19 protein-coding genes are annotated in these 17,993 nt (G+C 76.3%); 8 read left to right on the forward strand and 11 right to left on the reverse strand.

The genetic code is table 11. The features are described 5' to 3' along the window. Nucleotides 1-42: 42 nt before the first annotated feature. Both ACI79Q_RS15625 and ACI79Q_RS15630 read right to left on the reverse strand, forming a co-directional pair. Nucleotides 43-528 (reverse strand): VOC family protein, encoded by a 486-nt coding sequence (locus tag ACI79Q_RS15625; RefSeq protein WP_456589484.1) that lies wholly within the window; start codon nucleotides 526-528, stop codon nucleotides 43-45. 66 nt (nucleotides 529-594) lie between these two features. Further along, nucleotides 595-1,206: a GDSL-type esterase/lipase family protein gene (locus ACI79Q_RS15630; protein WP_456612974.1), complete on the reverse strand. Its 612-nt coding sequence runs from the start codon at nucleotides 1,204-1,206 to the stop codon at nucleotides 595-597. A 134-nt stretch (nucleotides 1,207-1,340) separates the two neighbouring features. On the opposite strand from ACI79Q_RS15630, the gene ACI79Q_RS15635 reads away from it, so the two are divergent. Then, on the forward strand, nucleotides 1,341-1,526 hold the full coding sequence (locus tag ACI79Q_RS15635) for a hypothetical protein (protein ID WP_456597237.1): 186 nt from the start codon (nucleotides 1,341-1,343) through the stop codon (nucleotides 1,524-1,526). A 13-nt stretch (nucleotides 1,527-1,539) separates the two neighbouring features. Here the strand turns inward: ACI79Q_RS15635 and ACI79Q_RS15640 are convergent, their stop codons facing one another. From ACI79Q_RS15640 to ACI79Q_RS15650, 3 genes are read right to left on the reverse strand one after another with little or no spacing between them, the layout of a single operon-like run. After that, the gene (locus tag ACI79Q_RS15640) at nucleotides 1,540-5,319 is read right to left on the reverse strand and encodes a DNA polymerase III subunit alpha (protein WP_456614975.1); all 3,780 of its coding nucleotides are present in this window, start codon (nucleotides 5,317-5,319) and stop codon (nucleotides 1,540-1,542) included. Then, a complete protein-coding gene (locus ACI79Q_RS15645) occupies nucleotides 5,316-5,825 on the reverse strand; it encodes an SAV_6107 family HEPN domain-containing protein (RefSeq protein ID WP_456589488.1) in 510 nt (169 codons plus the stop codon). Before ACI79Q_RS15645 ends, ACI79Q_RS15640 begins: the two co-directional genes overlap by 4 nt. Next, nucleotides 5,825-6,148, reverse strand: coding sequence for a DUF6504 family protein (locus ACI79Q_RS15650; protein WP_456589489.1), 324 nt, complete (start codon nucleotides 6,146-6,148; stop codon nucleotides 5,825-5,827). The genes ACI79Q_RS15645 and ACI79Q_RS15650 overlap by 1 nt, the downstream gene beginning before the upstream one ends. Nucleotides 6,149-6,383: 235 nt before the next feature. On the opposite strand from ACI79Q_RS15650, the gene ACI79Q_RS15655 reads away from it, so the two are divergent. Genes ACI79Q_RS15655 through ACI79Q_RS15680 form a run of 6 tightly spaced genes read left to right on the forward strand, consistent with a single transcriptional unit; the run spans nucleotide 6,384 to nucleotide 11,787 of the window. Beyond that, nucleotides 6,384-6,932: a YbaK/EbsC family protein gene (locus ACI79Q_RS15655; protein ID WP_456614976.1), complete on the forward strand. Its 549-nt coding sequence runs from the start codon at nucleotides 6,384-6,386 to the stop codon at nucleotides 6,930-6,932. Then, nucleotides 6,929-7,522 (forward strand): GNAT family N-acetyltransferase, encoded by a 594-nt coding sequence (locus tag ACI79Q_RS15660; protein ID WP_456589491.1) that lies wholly within the window; start codon nucleotides 6,929-6,931, stop codon nucleotides 7,520-7,522. The genes ACI79Q_RS15655 and ACI79Q_RS15660 overlap by 4 nt, the downstream gene beginning before the upstream one ends. Beyond that, nucleotides 7,519-9,189 carry a phytoene desaturase family protein gene (locus tag ACI79Q_RS15665; protein WP_456614977.1) on the forward strand — a complete coding sequence of 557 codons (1,671 nt, stop codon included), beginning with the start codon at nucleotides 7,519-7,521 and terminating at the stop codon, nucleotides 9,187-9,189. Before ACI79Q_RS15660 ends, ACI79Q_RS15665 begins: the two co-directional genes overlap by 4 nt. Then, nucleotides 9,186-9,998: a carotenoid biosynthesis protein gene (locus ACI79Q_RS15670; protein WP_456589493.1), complete on the forward strand. Its 813-nt coding sequence runs from the start codon at nucleotides 9,186-9,188 to the stop codon at nucleotides 9,996-9,998. Before ACI79Q_RS15665 ends, ACI79Q_RS15670 begins: the two co-directional genes overlap by 4 nt. Beyond that, a complete protein-coding gene (locus tag ACI79Q_RS15675) occupies nucleotides 9,995-11,131 on the forward strand; it encodes a glycosyltransferase (protein ID WP_456589494.1) in 1,137 nt (378 codons plus the stop codon). The genes ACI79Q_RS15670 and ACI79Q_RS15675 overlap by 4 nt, the downstream gene beginning before the upstream one ends. Further along, nucleotides 11,128-11,787: a flavin reductase family protein gene (locus ACI79Q_RS15680; RefSeq protein WP_456589495.1), complete on the forward strand. Its 660-nt coding sequence runs from the start codon at nucleotides 11,128-11,130 to the stop codon at nucleotides 11,785-11,787. The genes ACI79Q_RS15675 and ACI79Q_RS15680 overlap by 4 nt, the downstream gene beginning before the upstream one ends. A 6-nt stretch (nucleotides 11,788-11,793) precedes the next feature. Here ACI79Q_RS15680 and ACI79Q_RS15685 read toward each other — a convergent pair whose 3' ends face one another. Beyond that, nucleotides 11,794-12,771 carry a carbohydrate kinase family protein gene (locus ACI79Q_RS15685; protein ID WP_456614978.1) on the reverse strand — a complete coding sequence of 326 codons (978 nt, stop codon included), beginning with the start codon at nucleotides 12,769-12,771 and terminating at the stop codon, nucleotides 11,794-11,796. Between the two features lie 137 nt (nucleotides 12,772-12,908). After that, nucleotides 12,909-13,604: a CDP-alcohol phosphatidyltransferase family protein gene (locus tag ACI79Q_RS15690; protein WP_456614979.1), complete on the reverse strand. Its 696-nt coding sequence runs from the start codon at nucleotides 13,602-13,604 to the stop codon at nucleotides 12,909-12,911. A gap of 65 nt (nucleotides 13,605-13,669) precedes the next feature. Between ACI79Q_RS15690 and ACI79Q_RS15695 the strand changes: the two genes are divergently transcribed. Continuing rightward, the gene (locus ACI79Q_RS15695) at nucleotides 13,670-14,476 is read left to right on the forward strand and encodes a lipase family alpha/beta hydrolase (protein WP_456589498.1); all 807 of its coding nucleotides are present in this window, start codon (nucleotides 13,670-13,672) and stop codon (nucleotides 14,474-14,476) included. On the opposite strand, the gene ACI79Q_RS15700 is transcribed toward ACI79Q_RS15695, so the two are convergent. The 4 genes from ACI79Q_RS15700 to ACI79Q_RS15715 all read right to left on the reverse strand — a co-directional run bounded on the left by ACI79Q_RS15700 (nucleotide 14,473) and on the right by ACI79Q_RS15715 (nucleotide 17,969). Then, nucleotides 14,473-15,273, reverse strand: a complete 801-nt coding sequence (locus tag ACI79Q_RS15700; protein WP_456589499.1) for an ABC transporter permease — start codon at nucleotides 15,271-15,273, stop codon at nucleotides 14,473-14,475. The genes ACI79Q_RS15695 and ACI79Q_RS15700 overlap by 4 nt on opposite strands. Before the next feature lie 5 nt (nucleotides 15,274-15,278). After that, nucleotides 15,279-16,199 (reverse strand): ATP-binding cassette domain-containing protein, encoded by a 921-nt coding sequence (locus ACI79Q_RS15705; RefSeq protein ID WP_456599769.1) that lies wholly within the window; start codon nucleotides 16,197-16,199, stop codon nucleotides 15,279-15,281. Continuing rightward, nucleotides 16,196-17,305: a LolA family protein gene (locus ACI79Q_RS15710; protein ID WP_456614980.1), complete on the reverse strand. Its 1,110-nt coding sequence runs from the start codon at nucleotides 17,303-17,305 to the stop codon at nucleotides 16,196-16,198. The genes ACI79Q_RS15705 and ACI79Q_RS15710 overlap by 4 nt, the downstream gene beginning before the upstream one ends. A gap of 67 nt (nucleotides 17,306-17,372) precedes the next feature. Then, nucleotides 17,373-17,969, reverse strand: coding sequence for a TetR/AcrR family transcriptional regulator (locus tag ACI79Q_RS15715; protein ID WP_456614981.1), 597 nt, complete (start codon nucleotides 17,967-17,969; stop codon nucleotides 17,373-17,375). Between the last annotated feature and the right edge of the window lie 24 nt (nucleotides 17,970-17,993).

Genomic DNA, 17,993 nt, shown 5'->3' on the forward strand with positions numbered 1-17,993 from the left:
GGCGCCCACCGCTTCCCCGCCGGTGGGCGCCGCGGGCCCGGGCTACGCGTCCGCGCCGTCGGCGGCCCGCCGGATCTCGGCCAGGTCGATGCGGCGCATCTGCAGCATCGCCTGGGTGGCACGCTGGGCGCGGCCGGGGTCGGGGTCACCGAGCAGCGTCATGAGCTCCGCCGGGATCACCTGCCAGGAGACACCGAAGCGGTCCTTGAGCCACCCGCACATGCTCTCCTCGCCGCCCTCGGTGAGCCGGTGCCAGTAGTGGTCGGCCTCCTGCTGGTCGGCGCACATGATCTGGAAGGAGACCGCCTCGGTGAACGAGAACTCCGGGCCCCCGTTGAGCGCGGTGTACTCCTGGCCGTCGAGGGTGAAGTCCACGGTCACGACGTCGCCCTCCTTCATCGGTGGGGGCAGGCCGGGCCCATAGCGGGTGACCTTCCCGATGCCGGAGTTCGGGAAGACCGAGGTGTAGAGCGCCGCGGCCTCCTCGGCGGTGCCGTCGAACCACAGGCACGGGATCTGTTTGGGCATGGCCGGTCCTCCTTCGCGCCGGCCGGATGCCGACGTCGGTGGTGGGACTGCCGCCGGCGCCCTGACTCATCGGTCGTCGCGCAGGCCGGTCCAGGCCGCCCATGCGGGCCAGAGGAGGTCGGCGTAGCGCTGGTAGCCGGCGGCGCCGGGATGCGCGCCGTCGCCCTCGGCGACCTCCCGGCGCCAGGTGGCGCTGCCGGTCAGGGACGCCAGCACGCCGGCGTAGGGCACTCCGCGGGCGGCGCAGAGTTCGCCGAAGCGGACGTCGAGCGCGGCGATGCGGTGGTTCTGGCCGGCGTCGGCGACCGGGGGCGGCCCCACGACCAGCACCGGCCACCCGGCGTCCGCGGCCGCGGCCAGCAGCTCCGCGAGCACGGCGACGGACGCGTCCTCGGGCACGCGCGGGCCCCCGGCCTCGACGGTGGTGTCGTTCACGCCGAAGGCCACGACGACCCGGCGGTCGTCCCCGGCCGACAGCCGCGGCCGGCACTCCGCGGACCACCGGGCGAGGACGTCGGCGCTCGTCTCGCGGCGGACGCCGAGGTTGTACGCGGCCAGCGGCAGGCCGGCGCCGTGGCTGCGGGCGCACAGCCGGCCGACCCAGCCCCGGTGCTCGGGATCGCCGACCCCGGCGACGAAGGAGTCACCGATGAAGCAGACGCGCAGATCACGGCTCACCGGGCCCATCGTGCCGATCCACCTCCCGGCCGGCGGCGGGGCACCCGCCGACCGGATCGCCCGTCGTTTACCGGGCCGGCCCCCGGGGGCACGGACCCGTCGTCAGCACCGTCGAACCCTCGCGAGGAATTCCCATGGTCAGGGCCCCCCGCCCCCGCCTGGTCCGCCGGACCGCGGCCGCGTTCGCCATCACCGCCGCGTCCCTCACGACGGTCGCCTGCGGGGACGACGTGGTCGACGACGACGTGGAGCAGAACATCGAGCAGGGCGTCGACGACGTCGAGCAGGAGGTCGAGGACGCCACCGACGGCGAGGGCTGAGCGCACTGGTTCCTCAGTGACCGGAGCTGCCCGGGCTGGAGTGCCAGAGCTTGCGGGGTGGCGCGGCCGCGGCCCGCCGGGCGGCGCCCTTGGTCTCGTCGCCGGCGGGCTTGATGTCGGCGTAGGGCGACATCCGGAACCCGGTCGGGTGGACCAGGACCGGCCGCACGACCACCGGCCGGGAGCCGTGCGAGGCCGCGGCCCCCGCGATCGCCTGCTCGGTGTACTCCCCCGGAGCCGCCATCAGCTCGGCGACCGACTCGAGCCCGCCGGCCTCCCAGGCCTCGTGCAGCGCCGGGAGCTCCCACGCCCCGGTGGCCCGCAGCGACACCCCGCGCGGCCCCGTCCGGCGCAGCACCCCGCGGATGACCAGCAGCCACGAGTGGAAGACCGTCGCGGCGTAGGGGCCCTGCGCGTCCTCGAAGAAGGTCGAGTCGGTGCAGCCGGTGCCGTCGTCGAGGGTCACGAACACCACCCGGCGCCCGGACCGGATCGGCGGGGTCTGGGTGGCCACCTTGACGCCGGCCACCAGCACCTCCGCGCCGCTGCGGCAGCCGAGGAGCTCACCGGCCGGCACCGCGCCGAGCGCCGACAGGAACGGCCGGTAGAAGTCGATCACGTGCCGGCTGGCGTCCAGCCCGAGCACCTCCAGCTCTGCCCGCACCAGCTCGGCGTCGGTGAACTCGGGCAATCCGCTGCTCTCTGCCCACTCCGGGCCGGCCGGCTCCCCGGCGGACTCTTCGGACAGCTCCAGCCCCATGAGGTCCAGGCTCAGCTGCCCGTCGGACGTCGCCCGCGCGCCGCTGCGGCTCCACCGGTCGAGCTCGCTGATCTGCAGCAGCAGGTCGCGCCGGGTCACCTGCCGGCGCCGGCGGGTCGGCCGGCCGGCCTCCCGGTCCCGCATGCCGAAGCCGTAGAGCGAGTCGAAACCACCGGCCAGCACCAGCCGCTCGACCACCGGGCGGGACACCGACGCCCGCGCCCAGAAATCCGTCAGTGACCGATAGGGCTGGCCGGCGACGACCCGCGCCACCTCGTCGTCGGAGATGCCCTTCACGTCGGCCAGCGACAGCCGGATGCCATACCGCGTCGGGTCGGGCATCGCCGCGGGCATCCACTCCGGACGCCGCCAGCCCGAACTCTCAGCCTCCACCTCACGGTCAGGGCTCGTCGCGTCGTCGTCCACGTCGTCGTCGGCGGCCAGCCGTTCGACGCGGTAGCTGCCGGTCGAGGCGTTGACGTCCAGGCCGAGCACCCGGATGCCGAAGTTGCGGGCGTCGTCGAGGATCAGCCGCTTCGGGTACATGCCGGGGTCGTGGGTGAGGACCCCGGCCAGGAAGGCCGCCGGGTGGTGGGTCTTCAGCCAGGCCGACTGGTAGGTGGGGAGCGCGAACGCCGCGGCGTGGGCCTTGCAGAAACCGAACGACCCGAAGGACGCCAGCACCTCCCACACCCGCTCGGCCACCTCCACCGGGTAGCCGGCAGCCAGCGCCCGCGGCACGAACCACGCCCGCACCTCCGGGTGGGCGTCCTTCTCCCCCAGGGCGCGGCGCACCTCGTCGGCCTCGGCCAGCGTGCAGCCGGCCATCCGGGCCACCACCTGCAGCACCTGCTCGTGGAAGACGACCACCCCGGCGGTCTCGGCGAGCGCGAACTCCAGGTCCGGATGGGGGTACTCCACCTCGCGCCAGCCGTTCCGGGCCATGAGGAAGGGGGTGACCATGTCGCTCTTCACCGGTCCGGGCCGGAACAGCGAGATGTCGATGATGATGTCCTCGAACGTCCGCGGCCCGAACTTGCCGACCAGCTCGCGCTGCCCCGGCGACTCGATCTGGAACATGCCGAGCGTGCGGGTGCTGCGGATCAGCTCGAAGGTCGTCGGGTCGTCCCGCGGGACGGCGTCGATGTCGACCGCCTCCTCGTCGACCCGCTCGATCTCGTCGAGGGCGTGCGCGATCGCCGACTGCATCCGGATGCCGAGCAGGTCCAGCTTGAGCAGCCCCAGCTCCTCGACGTCGTCCTTGTCGAACTGGCTCATCGGGTAGCCGAGGTAGCTGCTCTCCACCGGGGTGCGGTCCAGCAGCGTGGCGTCGGAGAGCAGCACCCCGCACGGGTGCAGGGCGATGTGCCGGGGCAGCCCGTCGAGCCGGGACACGAGGTCGAACAGCAGGTCGAGGTCGCCGGTGCCGCCGGCGCGGCGCGAGCCGTACCGGCTGGCCCGCAGCTCGGGGAGGTCGCGCAGCGCGGCGTGCACCTGATTGGCCCGGATGTGCGGGAACGCCTTGGCGACGGCGTCGACCTCCGCCTGCGGCAGGCCCAGCGCGGCCCCGACGTCGCGGATCGCGTGGCGCACCCGGTAGGTGTCCATCATCGAGATGCAGCTGACCCGGTCGGCGCCGAAGCGGTCGATCACCGCGTCGTAGACCTCCATCCGGCGCGCGGACTCCACGTCGATGTCGATGTCGGGCAACTGGTGGCGCAGCGGCGAGAGGAACCGCTCCATCAGCAGCCCGTAGCGCAGCGGGTCGACGTCGGAGATGCCCAGCAGGTAGGTGACCAGGCTGCCGGCGCCCGAGCCGCGAGCCGCCGCGCGAACCCTTAAGCTCTTGATGAGGTCGACCACGTCCGCGACGGTGAGGAAGTAGGACGGGTAGCCGAGGGAGTCGATGACCCCGAGCTCCTCCTCCAGCCGCTGCCGCACCCGGGTCGTGGGCACCACGCCCCGCCGCCCGAGCCCCGCCTCGCACCGGGCGCGCAGCACCTGCGCCGGGCCCATCCCCCGCTCCGCCGGCGTGGTGACGACGTCCAGCTCGGGGTACCGCACGCTGCCGATGCCCAGGTCGCCCGCGGGGTCCACGGCGCACTGCTCGGCCAGCCGGGCGGTGCGCTCGAGCAGCCGCAGGGCGGCGTCCCGGTCGGGGCCGGTCAGGTCCTCGGCGACCTCGGCCATCTCCTTGCCCGACTTCAGGTAGCCCTCGGCCGTGGTGCGGTCGACGTGCCGGGCGCCGAGCGGGACCAGCCGCCGGGCGGCGTCCAGCACGTCGGCGGTCGGGGCGTCGAGGGCGTCGACGTACCGGACCGCGTTGCTCAGGACCACCGGCACCTGCTGCTCGGCGGCGAACCGGAGCAGCGCCTGGGCGCGCTGCCGGTCGCCCCGGCCCCGGTGGTGCACCACCTCCAGCGCCAGCCCCGGCCCGAAGACCGCCCGCCAGGCGTCCAGCTGCTGGCCGGCCAGGTCTGCCCGACCCGCCAGCAGCGCCCGGCCCACCGGGGAGTCGGGACCGAGCAGGGGGACCAGCCCGGAGGCGTGCTCGGCGGCGATCGCCAGCGAGCTCACCGGCTCGCCGCGGGTGCCGCGCAGGTGGGTGGCGCTGGTCAGCCGGCACAGCGACCGCCAGCCGGCCCCGTTCCGCGCGAGGAAGGTGACCCGGGGCAGCCGCGGGTCGACGTTCACCCCGCCCCGGGCCGGGGTCCGGCGCGGGGGCGCCGCGGCCCGCGACCGCGGGGACCGGGCTGCGGAGGGCTCCTCCCCCAGCACGTGCGCGAGCGCCGGCGGCACGCTGGTACCCAGCGCCGGCGCCACCGCCAGGTCGACCCCGAAGATCGGCCGCACCCCGACCGACCGGCAGGCCAGCGCGAACTTCACCGCGCCGTAGAGCCCGTCCCGGTCGGTCAGGGCCAGCGCCGGCATGCCGTGCTCGGCGGCCCGGGCCACCAGATCGGCGGGGTGGTTGGCCCCGTACCGCATGGAGTAGCCGGAGGCGACGTGCAGGTGGACGAAGGGGTCACTCACGTCCGGGACCCGGTGGACCGGGACCCCGACCGGGACGGCGCCCCGCCGACCACGTGCGGCCTCGGGTAGCGGGGCGGCTCGGGCGGTGCGTCGACCCCGAGCCCGGCCTCGACCACGGCGAGGAAGCCCCGCACGTCACGGACCAGGTCGTCGGCCTCCCGCTCGGTGACCGCCCGGGACAGCCCCGCCTCCGCCGCGGCGCGTTTGGCCGCACCGGCGGCGAAGAAGGTGGCCCACTCCCCCAGTTCGGGGGCGACCTGCCCCAGCAGGACCCAGGCGCTGCGCGGCCGCCGGCGGCCGCCCTCGGGACGGGTGCGGGCGGCCAGCACCGCGGCGGCGGCCCGGAGCGCCGCCAGGTGCGCGGTGGCGTACCGCTCCCGCGGATCGGTGGCCGCGGCCGCCTCGGCCAGGCCGCGGTGCGCCTGGCGGAGCAGCCCGGCGGCCGCGGCGGGCAACGCGGGCGGCAGCGGCAGCTGGCCGGCCGGCACGGCTCGTGCGGCGCCCATCAGTCGTGCACCCGGACGAGCCACCAGCGGTTGCCGGCGGCGTCCCACGTCAGGTCGTAGACGCCGGCGAAGCTCATCCGGGACCGCCCGGCCCGCACCGCCTCCACCCGCCAGACCTCACGGGGCGCCACCAGGTCGTCGGACGCACCGCCCGCCTCCGCGTCCCGCAGCCACCACGGCGCGGTCTCCAGCCAGGAGTCGAGCAGCTCGCCCACGACGTACCGGGACTGCCCGCGCCAGAACTGCACCGGCCCCAGCGGGCCGCGCTCGACCTGCACCTCTTCGCCGGCCCGACCGACGACCTCACCGAGCACCCGGCTCATGACAGCCTCCCCACGCCTCACCCCGCGCGCACGCCCGCCACCCCACCGGCGGGGAAGAGAGCCGGGAAGGACGGGCCGGACGTCGTTCGAACACGCGTTCGAACGACGTCCAGTAGACCCGAGCGCCCACCCCTCGTCAAGCCGGGCCACGGCGTGTCCGTCGACCGCGCCCGCACCCCCCGCCGGACGGGACACACCGGGCGCGCCTCTTTCCGGGCGGTGGCAGGATCAGTGCATGAGCCCACCCCCGCACCCCCGGGTGGCCGCCGTCGCCCGGGCCCTCGCCGCGGCCGGCGCCGAGGGTGAGGTGAGAGTCCTCCCCGCCGAGGTCCGCACCGCGGCCGCAGCCGCCGCCGCGCTGGGCGTGCCGGTCGGTGCGATCGTCAACAGCCTGCTCTTCCTCGCCGACGGCGCGCCCCTGCTCGTCCTCACCAGCGGCGCGCACCGCGTCGACGTCGTCCAGGTCGCGGCGCTGCTCGGCGTCGGCTCCCTGGCGCCCGCCCCCGCGGACGTCGTCCGCGAGCACACCGGCCAGCCCATCGGCGGGGTGGCCCCGGTGGGGCATCCGGCCCCCCTCGGCACCCTCGTCGACGTGGAGCTCGCCCGGTACGACCGGCTGTGGGCCGCGGCGGGGCACCCGACGGCGGTCTTCCCGACCAGCTACGACGAGCTGCTCCGCATCACCGCCGGCACCGCGGCCGAGGTGGGCGGCGGTCCGCTCGACGGGACCGCCACGACGGTCGGCGGCGGCGACCTGCCGGACGCCACCGGGGTCGCGCCGTGACGGGCACCCGCCCGGCCACCCGGATCCTCGAGCTCCCCGTCCCCTGGATGCGGGAGCACATGCACGAGGTGCTGGCCATCTACGGGCTGGCCATGGGCTACGACTCCGGCATCGTCGCCGGCCGGTACGGCTACGCGATCCAGCACACCGAACGGCCCGGCTTCCGCGCCGTCGGGGCCTTCGCGCAGACCCCGGAGGGCGAGCGGCTGGTCGGCTTCGGGTACGGCTACCTCATCGCCCCCGGGCAGTGGTGGCACGACCAGGTGCGCGCGGCGCTGGACCGCCGCACGGCGAAGAAGTGGCTGCCCGGCGCCTTCGAGGTCTGCGAGCTGCACGTCCACCCCGACGCGCAGAGCCAGGGGCTGGGCCGGCGGCTGCTGCACGCGCTGGTCGAGGGCCTGCCGCACCCGGTCGCCCTGCTCTCCACACCGGACGCCGACACCAAGGCGTTCCGGCTGTACCGCGCCGACGGGTTCGTCGACCTGGCCCGCGGCTACCACTTCCCCGGCGACTCCCGCCCCTTCGCGATCCTGGGCGCACGGCTGCCGCTGCATCCGCGCGACCCCTCCGCGACGAACTCCCGGTCGTGACCGCCCCCGAACCCGCCGTACCCGTGGACGCCGCACCCGTGGACGTCGTCGTCGTCGGCTCCGGCCACAACGGCCTCGTGGCCGCCTGCTACCTCGCCCGGGAGGGCCTGTCCGTGGAGGTCGTCGAGTCCGACGACGTCCTCGGCGGGGCGGTCTCCACCGTGGAGCGCTGGCCCGGGGTCCGCGTGGACCGCGGGTCCAGCGCGCACGTCATCGTCCGGCACAGCGGCATCGTCGAGGAGCTCGACCTCGCCGCCTACGGGCTGCGCTACGTCGACTGCGACCCGTGGGGCTTCGCGCCGGCCCCCTCGCCCGGCGATCCCGGGCCGGCCGGCCGGCCGCTTGTCTTCGCCGTGGACCTCGACGCCACCTGCGCCTCGATCGCGGCCGCCTGCGGACCGGCCGACGCCGCGGCCTACCGCCGGTTCGTCGAGGTCTGGGGTCCCCGCAGCCGGGCCGTGGTCGCCTCCTTCGGCCGCGCACCGTCGGCCGGTGGCCTGGTGCGGTCGTTCTGGCCGCTGGGTGCGCCCACCGAGGGACGGCCGCGCACCCCGGGCGGTGAGCTGGCGGTCGACTTCCTCGGCTCCGGCGACGCCCTGCTGGACAAGTGGTTCGGCAGCGAGCGGCTCAAGGCGGCGCTGGCGTGGTTCGGCGCCCAGTCGGGCCCACCGATGTCCGAGCCCGGCACCGCGGCGATGGTCGGCTGGGTGGCGCTGCTGCACGACGTCCCACCCGGGCACCCCGTGGGCGGCTCCGGCGGGCTGACCCAGGCGCTGCGCCGGCGGCTGGAGTCCGACGGCGGCCGGGTCGTGCTCGGCGACGGCGCCGCGCGGCTGCTCGTGGAGGACGGCCGGGTCGCCGGCGTCGAGACCCGCGCCGGCCGGGTGGTCCGGGCCCCGGCGGTGGTGGCCGCCTGCCACATCGGCGTCACCCGGGAGCTGGCCGGCGACGCGGCCCCGCCGGTCCTGGCCGACGCCGCCCCACCGGTCGGCAACGGCTTCGGCCTGGTGGTCCGTGCCCTGACCGACGCCCCGCCGTCCTACCCCGGTGCCGGGCCGGAGGCGCTGCAGGGCCTCCAGCTGCTCTGCACCGACCGGGCGCAGCTGGCCGCCGCGCACGGCGACTGGGGTGCCGGGCAGCTGCCCCGCGAGCCGGTGCCGCTGGCCATGTCGTTCTCCGCGAGCGACGACACCCTGGCCCCGCCCGGGCGGCACGTGGTCACGATCTGGGGCCAGTGGTACCCGTACGCACTGGCCGACGGCGGCGACTGGGACGCCCTGGCCGACACCGAGGCCCGGCGGCTGATCGAGGCCGTCGACCGCCACGCCCCCGGGTTCGCCGCCTCGGTCCGGGAGACGTACGTGCAGACCCCGCTGGCCCTCGAGCGGGAGCTGTCCCTCCCCCGTGGCAACGTCATGCACGTGGAGATGGGCCTGGCCAGCATGTTCGCCCTGCGCCCGGCCCCTGGCCTGTCGGGCTACCGCGTGCCCGGGCTCCCCGGCCTGTACCTCTCCGGCGCCTCCACCCACCCCGGCGGCGGGGTCTCGGGCAACTCCGGGCGGACGGCGGCCCGCACGGTCCTCGCCGACCGCCGGGCGCTGCCCCGTGCGCGGGCGGCGGCCGGCCGCGCGGTCCGCCGGATCCGGGACGGAGCGGGAAGGGCGTGACGACCACCACCGCGGCACCGCCGGCACCGACCGCGGCGCGCGTGGTCCCCGTCCTGCTGGTCGCGGCGCTGGTCGCCACGGCGATCGCCTACCCGCTCACCTCGGGCCCCGACCGGGACGTCGTCTCCTGGGGCATCGTGCTGCTCGGCTCGGCGCTGTCGGTCGCGCACGCGGGGCTGAGCCGGGGTGCCCGCACCGGGCTGGGCGTGCTCGTGCTGGTCGCGTCGGTCGCCATCGCGTTCGAGTCGGTCGGGGTGGCCACCGGGTTCCCCTACGGCAGCTACCGCTACAGCGACGTCCTCGGCCCCACCCTGCTCGGCGTCCCGTTCCTGGTGCCGCTGGCCTGGCTGATGATGGCCTGGCCCAGCTGGTTGCTCGGCGAGGTGCTGGCCCGCCCGGTACGCGCGAGCCGCCGCCGGCCGGCGCGGGTCGCCTGGGCGGCGGCGGTCTTCGCGGCGTGGGACGTCGTCCTCGACCCGCAGCTGGTGCAGGCCGGCTACTGGACGTGGGAGCACCCCTCCCCCGGCCTGCCGGGCATCGAGACCGTGCCGCTGACCAACCTCGCCGGGTGGCTGCTGGCCGGGCTGGTGCTGATGACGCTGCTCGACGTGCTGGTCGCCCGCACCGCGAGCGAACCACGCGTCGGCCCGGGCGCCCCGTTGTTCGCGCTGGCGTGGATGACCCTCGGCGGCGCCCTCGCGCACGCCGGCTGGCTGGGCCTGCCCGGCTCGGCGGCCTGGGGGGCGGCGCTGGGCGCCTGCGTCCTGGCCGTCCTGGCGCTGCAGCGCCGGCGCGCGGGGCGGCCGTGAGCGGGCGCCTGCTGCGCACGCTGGCCGGTGTCTCGGTCGCCGGCGCCGTGCACGCTGCCGTCAACACCGCGCTGCTGCGCCGCCCGCCGGCGGATCCCCCGGCGGTGGACCGGCCGGTCACCGTCGTGCTGCCGGTGCGCGACGAGGCCGAGCAGGTCGCCGGCTGCCTGGCGGCGCTGCTCGACCAGCGCGGCGCCGAGCGGCTCCGGGTCGTCGTGGTCGACGACGGCTCCACCGACGGCACCGCCGACGTCGTCCGGGCCGTGGGCGACCCGCGGGTGCGGCTGGTGACCGCCCCGACCCTGCCGGCCGGGTGGCTGGGCAAGCCGCACGCCTGCGCGGTGGGGGCGGCCGAGGCCGGGGACGCCGAGGTGCTGGTGTTCGTCGACGCCGACGTCCGCCTCTTCCCCGACGCCGTCGCCGCGGCCGTGGCGGTGCTCGACGCCCACCGCCTGGACCTGGTCTCGCCGTGGCCGCGGCCGTTGGCGGTGGGCCCGGCGGAGCGCCTGGTGCAGCCCCTGGCCCCGTGGCTCTGGCTGACGACCCTGCCCCTGCGGCTCGCCGAGCGCTCGCCCCGCCCGTCGCTGGCCGCCGCCAACGGCCAGTTCCTCGTGGTGCGGCGCTCGGCGTACGAGCGCGCCGGGGGCCATGCGGCCGTGCGCGGGGAGGTGCTCGAGGACATCGCCCTGCTGCGGGCGGTCAAGCGCGCCGGCGGGCGGGGCGTGCCGATCGACGGTTCGTGCCTCGCCGCCTGCCGGATGTACGACGGGTGGGCAGCGGTCCGCGACGGCTACGCGAAGTCGCTGTGGGCCTCCGTGGGCGGGACGCCGGTGGCCGGGCTGGCGGCCGCGGCCACGCTGACCGCCGTCTACGTCGTCCCGCCCCTGGCTGCCCTCCGTGGCTCGCCCGCCGGGCTGGTGGGCTACCTGGCCGGGATGGCCGGCCGCCTCGCCGGTGCACGGGCCAGCGGAGCGCGCGCCTGGCCGGACGCCCTCGCGCACCCGGTGTCGGTGCTGGCCCTGGACGTCCTGATGATCCGGTCGGTCCGGGGGCGTCGGCGGGGCACCCTGCGCTGGCGCGGCCGACCCGTCGGCGCGACCCGGCCGGCGGCGTCGGCGACGATGAGCCGGTGACCTCCGCCGAGCAGCAGCGCCCACGCACCTCGTTCGACCCGGCCGCGATGGACGCCGGCGCCTTCTACCGGGTGCTGAACTCCGTCGTCGTGCCCCGCCCGATCGCGTGGGTGTGCAGCCGCTCCGCCGCCGGCGTGCACAACCTCGCCCCGCACTCCTTCTACACCGTCGCCTGCGTCGACCCGCCGGTCGTCCAGTTCACCTCGGTGGGCCGCAAGGACTCGCTGCGCAACGTGGAGGCCACCGGCGAGTTCACCGTGAACCTGACGCCCGAGGCCCTCTTCGAGCAGGTCAACGCCACCGCCACCGACTTCCCGCCGGACACCAGCGAGGCCGAGCAGGCCGGGGTGCGGCTCGAGCCCGCGGACACGGTCGCCGCGATGCGCGTGGCGGAGTCCCCCGTGTCCATCGAGTGCGTCCTGCACTCGACCCTGCGGCTGGGCGACAGCACCGTCGTCCTCGGCCGGGTCCGGCACATCAGCGTGTGGGCCGACGCCGTGCGGGACGGGCGGCCGCGGATCGAGCACCTCAAGCCGCTGGCCCGGCTCGGCGGCAACGAGTGGACGACGGTGGGCGAGATCCGCGAGATCGCGCGCATCCCCTACCGCCGGTGGGCCGAGGACCCCGCGATCGGGGAGGCCGTCCGCGGGGAGTGACCGCGGTCAGCCCGGCAGGTGGGCGGCGACCTCGTCGGCGGCCTCGGCCCCGAACGCCTCGGCGAAGCGGGCCAGGAAGCTCTCCCATGGCAGGTCGTACTCCTGCGTGCCGATGACCTCGACCGCGGCGGTGGCGACGGCGGAGCCCAGCTGGGTGGCGCGCTCCAGGCCCAGCCCCCACGTCCGTCCGGCGATGAACCCGGCGCGCAGCGCGTCGCCACCCCCGGTGGGCTCCACCGGCTTGGTCTCGGGCACCGCGATCACCGACAGCGGCTCCTCGCCGGCCCGCCGCACCAGGACGCCGTCGGCGGCGCGGGTGGTCACCCAGATGCCCACGCGGGCGAGCACCTCGTCGGCCGTCCAGCCGGTCTTCTGCAGGAGCAGCGCCGACTCGTACTCGTTGGTGAACAGCACCTCCGCGCCGTGCACCAGCTCGCGGATCATCTCGCCGTCGGCCCAGGCCAGCTGCTGGCTGGGGTCCGCGGCGAAGGCGTAGCCGCGCTGCCGGCACTCCTGCGTGTGGCGCACCATCGCGGTGGGGTCGTTCGGCCCGACCACGACGAGGTCGGGACCGCCCACCCGGTCGACGACCGGTGCGAGCTCGATCTGCGCGGCCTCGGCCATCGCGCCCGAGTAGAACGACGCGATCTGGTTGTTGGCCTCGTCGGTGGTGCACACGAAGCGGGCGGTGTGCTTGAGCTCCGACCAGTGCACGCTGCCGGTGTCCACCCCGTGGCGCGACAGCCAGGCGTCGTAGTCGGCGAAGTCGCTGCCGACCGCCCCCACCAGGACGGGTGCGAGCCCCAGCAGGCCGAGCCCGTAGGCCATGTTGGCCCCGGCGCCGCCGCGGTGCTGCACCAGGTCGTCGACGAGGAAGGAGAGGGAGACGTTCTCCATCTGCCCCTCGACGAACTGCTCGGTGAACCGACCGGGGAAGGTCATCAGGTGGTCGGTGGCGATGGATCCGGTGACGACGACGGGCACGAGAGGCGCTCCTCCGGGTCGGGCTGCCTCCGGCCCGCTGCGCCGCGGGTACCGGGCGGGGAACGGGAGAGGAACGGCGAGGGTCGGGCACCGCACACCCTAGGTGCCGCGCACGGACGCCGCCGCCCCGAGGGCCGTCAGTGCGGCGGTGCGACGTCCTCACCGGGACCGGCCAGCTCGGCCCCCAGCCACCGGCCGAGCTGCACCGTGCCCACGACGCCGAGGAGGAGGCCCGCGGCGGCGCCGGCGGTGACGGCCAGGGTGGCGCCGTCGACCCCCGCGACCTCCAGCCCGCTGACCACCCCGGCACCGCCGAGCGTCAGTCCCGCCATGGCCACCCGGGTGGGCCGCTCCCACAGCGAGATCGGGCCGGTCCGGTCCACACCGGCCTGCCCGGCGCGGGCGCGCAGGTAGTCGGGCAGCCAGCACAGCGCCCCGAAGACGACCGCCAGCCAGCCGGGCGCCCCGGCGACCCACAGCGCCGCCGCGTAGGCGGCCTCGGTGAGCCGGTCGACCACGGAGTCCAGGACGAAGCCGCGCTGGGAGGCGCGCCCGGTACCGATCGCCAACGCCCCGTCGAGGCTGTCCAGCAGGCCGGAGAGCCCCACCAGCACGCCGGCCAGGAGGAGCCAGGCGCCGCCCGCGGCCGCCGGGGGCACGGCCGCGACCGCGACGACCACGCCGGCGGCCGTGGCGAGCGACGGGGGCAGCGCCGCGAGGGGGCGGGCGAGCGCGTGCGCGAGGGTCAGCCAGCCCCGCACGATCGGTGCCTGTGTGTCGGCGCCGCCGTGCCAGCGCGACCAGGCCTCGAGGTACTCGTCACGGCTCAGCACGGCGCCCCCTCCCGCGACCGGCGCCCTCCGGTGACGCCGGCCCCTCCGCCAGGGACAGTAGGTGAGTGCTCGCCGGTCTCTCCCCCGCCCGCCGCCGTCTGGTCGTCGCGGTGCTCGTCCTCGTCACCGCCGCGGTCGTGGGCCTCGGCGTGCTGCTGGCCACCCGGACCACCGACGTCGAGGGCCCGGGCCCGGGTCCGCAGGCGCGGCCGGGGCCGGTGCTGCTGGTGCCCGGGTACGGCGGAGGGACGGCGTCTCTGGTGACGCTGGCCGACCGGCTGGAGCAGGCCGGCCGCGACGCCACCGTGGTGCCGCTGCCCGGGAACGGCACGGGCGACCTGGGCGAGGCTGCCGCGGCGCTCGACGAGGCCGCCCGCGCGGCCCTGGATCGCACCGGCGAGGAGAGCGTGGACGTCGTCGGGTACTCGGCCGGCGGGGTGATCGCCCGGCTGTGGGTCGCCGACGGCGGCGCGGAGGTGACCCGCCGCGTCGTGACGCTCGGCTCGCCGCACCACGGCACGGGGCTCGCGGACCTGGCCGGGCAGGTGGCGCCGTCTTCCTGCCCGGAGGGGTGCCGGCAGCTGGCCACCGACAGCCCGGTCCTCGCCCGGCTCAACGCGGGCGACGAGACGCCGGGTGACGTGGGCTGGGTGTCGGTCTGGACCACGCTCGACCGCACGGTCACCCCGCCGGACTCGGCCCGGCTCGACGGTGCGCTCAACCTGACCGTGCAGTCGGTGTGCGCGGAGAGCCGGGTCGGGCACGGGCAGCTGCCCGGCGACCCGCTGGTGCAGTCGATCGTGCTCGAGCAGCTCACCGCCGGGGAGCCGGTGGCGCTGGACGCCGCCGACTGCGCCCGCCTGAGCGGTTAGCTGGTGACGTCCTTGGTGGTGAAGTTCGCCCAGGCGGCGGCGAGCAGCACGCCGACGTAGACCGCCTGCAGCGCGAGCCCGCGGGTGATGTCCCGCCACAGGATCGGGTCGCGGAACAGGTCGACGAACGCCAGCCAGTAGCGCGTCGGGAGGTAGGGCGCGATCGGCGAGGCGGCGTCGAGGGTGAACAGCAGCGAGGACGTGACCAGCACGGCGAGCGCGCCCATCGTCGCGCCGAGCGGTGAGTCGGTGAGGGTCGAGAAGAACAGCGCGAACGCTGCGACGCCGAGCATGGACATCCCGACGTAGCCGACGGCCAGCACGGTGCGCATGCCCAGCTCCTCCGCGCTGAGCGACGTCCCCGACACCGACGTCCCCGTACCCGGCCGCGCCTCGAACAGCGTCGTCCCCACGAGGTACCCGACGGCCGCGACCACGACCACGGTGACCAGCACGAAGGCCAAGACGGCCACGAGCTTGGCCACCAGCAGCCGGGTCCGCCCCGCCGGCCGGGCCAGCAGGTAGCGCAGCGTGCCCGCCTGCGCCTCGCCGGCGATCGAGTCGCCGGCGACCACCGCCACCGCGATGGGCAGGAACAGCGGCAGCACGATCGCCAGCGCGGCGAGCGGGTACAGCGCGCCGTTGGTGAGGACGGCAGAGAGGAACGGCGGGCCCTCGCCCGGCCGCGGGGCCAGGTCGGTGAGCACGAGCAGCACGGCCACGAGCACCGGCAGCGCGTTGAGCACGGCGATCGTCGCCCAGGTGCGCGGCCGCCGGAACAGCTTGCGCAGCTCCACGGCGATCACCGTGCGCGCTCCACCCGGTCGGCGCTGGTGGCCGCGGCCGCCAGCACCACCTCCTCGAGCGTCGGGCGATCGGCCGCGAGGCCGGTGACCGGTACGCCGGCGCGCACCAGCAGCGCGTTGACCTCGGCGGGGTCGCCGCCGCGCACCACCACCCGCTCGCCGTCCACGGCGGTGACGCGGCCGTCGAGCACCGCGCGCACCTGCCCGGGCGCGGGCGTGCGGACGACGGTGGCGCCGGTCGGGGCGGTGAGGGTGGCCAGGTCGTCCTGCAGCACGAGGCGGCCGCGGTCGAGCACGCCCACGCGGGTGCAGAGCTGCTCGACCTCGGCCAGCAGGTGGCTGGAGAGGAAGACCGTCGTCCCGCCGCGGTGCAGCTCCAGCAGCAGCTCGCGGATCTCGGAGATGCCCTGCGGGTCGAGCCCGTTGGTCGGCTCGTCGAGCACCAGGAGCTCGGGACGGCGGAGCAGCGCGCCGGCCAGGCCGAGGCGCTGCCGCATGCCGAGCGAATAGGCCTTCACCGGCCGGCGTCCCACGCCCCCCAGCCCGACCTGGTCGAGCACCTCGGCGACGCGCCGGCGCCGGTCGCGGCGCGGTCCACCGGGGCCAGCGGCGTCGAGCAGCGCGAGGTTCTCCCTGCCGGAGAGGTGGCCGTAGGCGGCAGGCGACTCGATCAGCGCTCCCACCCGGGGCAGCACGCGGCGGCCGGCGCGCGGCATCCGCCCGCCGAGCAGGTCGATCTCCCCGCGGGTCGGCAGGACGAGGCCGAGCAGCATCCGCACGGTGGTCGTCTTCCCCGAGCCGTTGGCGCCGAGGAAGCCGTAGACGTCGCCGGCGCGCACGTCCAGGTCGATGCCGTCGACGGCGCGCACCCGCCCGTACTGCTTGGCCAGACCGCGGGTGGCGATGACCGTGCTCACCGCTGCCGCCCCAGCACCGGCAGCTCCGCGGCGGCCTCGACCAGTGCGTCGAGGGTGACCGTCCCGGTGAGCAGGTACGGTTCCGCGTCCTGCGGGTCCACGAGCATGAGTGCGACGGGGCCGGCCGCGATGCGGGTGCTCGTCTCGTCGGTGACGGCGTCCGGGCTCTGCGCCAGCGTGCGGCGCAAGGCTTCCGCCACCAGCCGCGGCACGGGGGCGACGGCGAGCAGGGTGACACCGCGCCCGTAGAGCCCGATGCCGGGCGGAGCGCCGTCGAGCGTCCGGCGCGGCAGCCCGGCCAGCGTGGGGAGGAAGCGCACCGGCGGGAGCCGCCGCCCCGCCTCGAGCACGATCTCGGCCTGGTCGGCGGTGCGCAGGTGGGCGTCCGGGGGCGGGGCGAAGGACGTGGTCGCGGCATCCGGGACCGCCAGCTCCAGGTCCAGGAAGCGGGTGTCCAGCGCCGGCACCTCGGAGGTCTTGCCGAGGACCACCACCTGCACCGGCAGGCCGCTGGCCCGGTCCACCCACACGTCGACCTGCCGCACCGACGAGGCGGGGTCCGCCGGGGTCGAGCGCAGCCCGAGGGCATCACGCCCGGCGATCCGCCGGGCCCCGATGCGGGTCAGCTCCTCGTCGGCGGCCTCGGACAGCAAGCGGCGGCCCAGGGTGGCGGGCAGCAGGTCCGGTGGGGCGGGGAGGGCGAACGGCGTGGCGTCCGCCCACGTCGCGGTGGCGCGCTCGTACTCCCAGGTCCAGGTGCCCCGGGCATCGCGGTGGATGCCCGTCTCACCGGCCGTGGTGATGACGGCGACCCGATGGTCGTCGGGGCCCCGCCACCACACGCGCATCTCCGTGCGGTCGCTGAACAGGTCCGCGAGGGAGTCCAGCTGGTCGGTCACCGGCAGGGCCAGCCCGCCGGCCGATTCGGCGTACCCGGAGTACTGCACGTCCCGCGAGGCCAGGACCGCCGCACGCAGCTCGGCCGCGGGCACCGCCGAGTCTTTGACCGGGAGCGCGCCCACCAGCGCCGGGAGCGCGACGAGGACCGCGACGACCGCCCCCACGACGGCCCAGCGCGGAGCCGCCGCCCGCGGTCCGGACGCCATGCGGTCACCGTAGCCCCGGCCCCCGGTGGGTCCCGCGGCGATCCTCACCGGGAACTCACCGGGAGGGCTATCGGGCGGCTCGGTCCACGGACACCCCGGGCGCGGCGCCGAGCACCCGGCCGACCCACAGCTGCAGCACGCGCCGGTCGCGGTCGCCGTCCTCGCGCAGGACACTGGTGAGAGCCAGCCCGCGGTAGAGGGCGAGCAGGCCGTCGATCTCGGTCCGGTCCCGGGAGGAGCCGGGGAACAGCTCGGCGACCAGGTCGCGGACGGCCGCCCCCACCCGCCGCTCGGCGGGGAGCAGCGCGGCGCGCAGCACCGGCTCGGTGCGTGCGGCGGCCCACAGCTCCAGCCCGGCCAGGAACAGCGGGCCGGACATCACCCGGTGCAGGAGGTCCACCTCGCTGGCCACCCGGCCGGTCGCGGCATCGGCGCGCACCTGCTGGATCTGCGCGTCGGCGACGTGCGAGACGGCGGCGACCAGCAGCGCCTCCTTGGTGGCGAAGTGGTGCAGCAGCGCCCCGCGGGACAGCCCCGCCCGCTCCTGCACCCGCTGCGTCGTCGTCCCGGCGTAGCCGTGCTCGACCAGGCAGTCGATGGTCGCGGAGAGCAGCCGCGCCCGGGTGTCCGCCCGGCGCTGCTCCTGGGTACGTCGCTCCGTCACCGCGTCAGGATAGGTACTGACAAA

Source organism: Blastococcus sp. SYSU DS0828 (assembly GCF_054050975.1).

Bases quoted from the DNA above. Each gene is read 5' to 3' on its own strand.
- ACI79Q_RS15650 (WP_456589489.1), bottom strand. From the start codon at position 6,148: ATGAGCCGGGTGCTCGGTGAGGTCGTCGGTCGGGCCGGCGAAGAGGTG.
- ACI79Q_RS15645 (WP_456589488.1), bottom strand. From the start codon at position 5,825: ATGGGCGCCGCACGAGCCGTGCCGGCCGGCCAGCTGCCGCTGCCGCCC.
- ACI79Q_RS15655 (WP_456614976.1), top strand. From the start codon at position 6,384: ATGAGCCCACCCCCGCACCCCCGGGTGGCCGCCGTCGCCCGGGCCCTC.
- ACI79Q_RS15625 (WP_456589484.1), bottom strand. From the start codon at position 528: ATGCCCAAACAGATCCCGTGCCTGTGGTTCGACGGCACCGCCGAGGAG.
- ACI79Q_RS15710 (WP_456614980.1), bottom strand. From the start codon at position 17,305: ATGGCGTCCGGACCGCGGGCGGCGGCTCCGCGCTGGGCCGTCGTGGGG.
- ACI79Q_RS15635 (WP_456597237.1), top strand. From the start codon at position 1,341: ATGGTCAGGGCCCCCCGCCCCCGCCTGGTCCGCCGGACCGCGGCCGCG.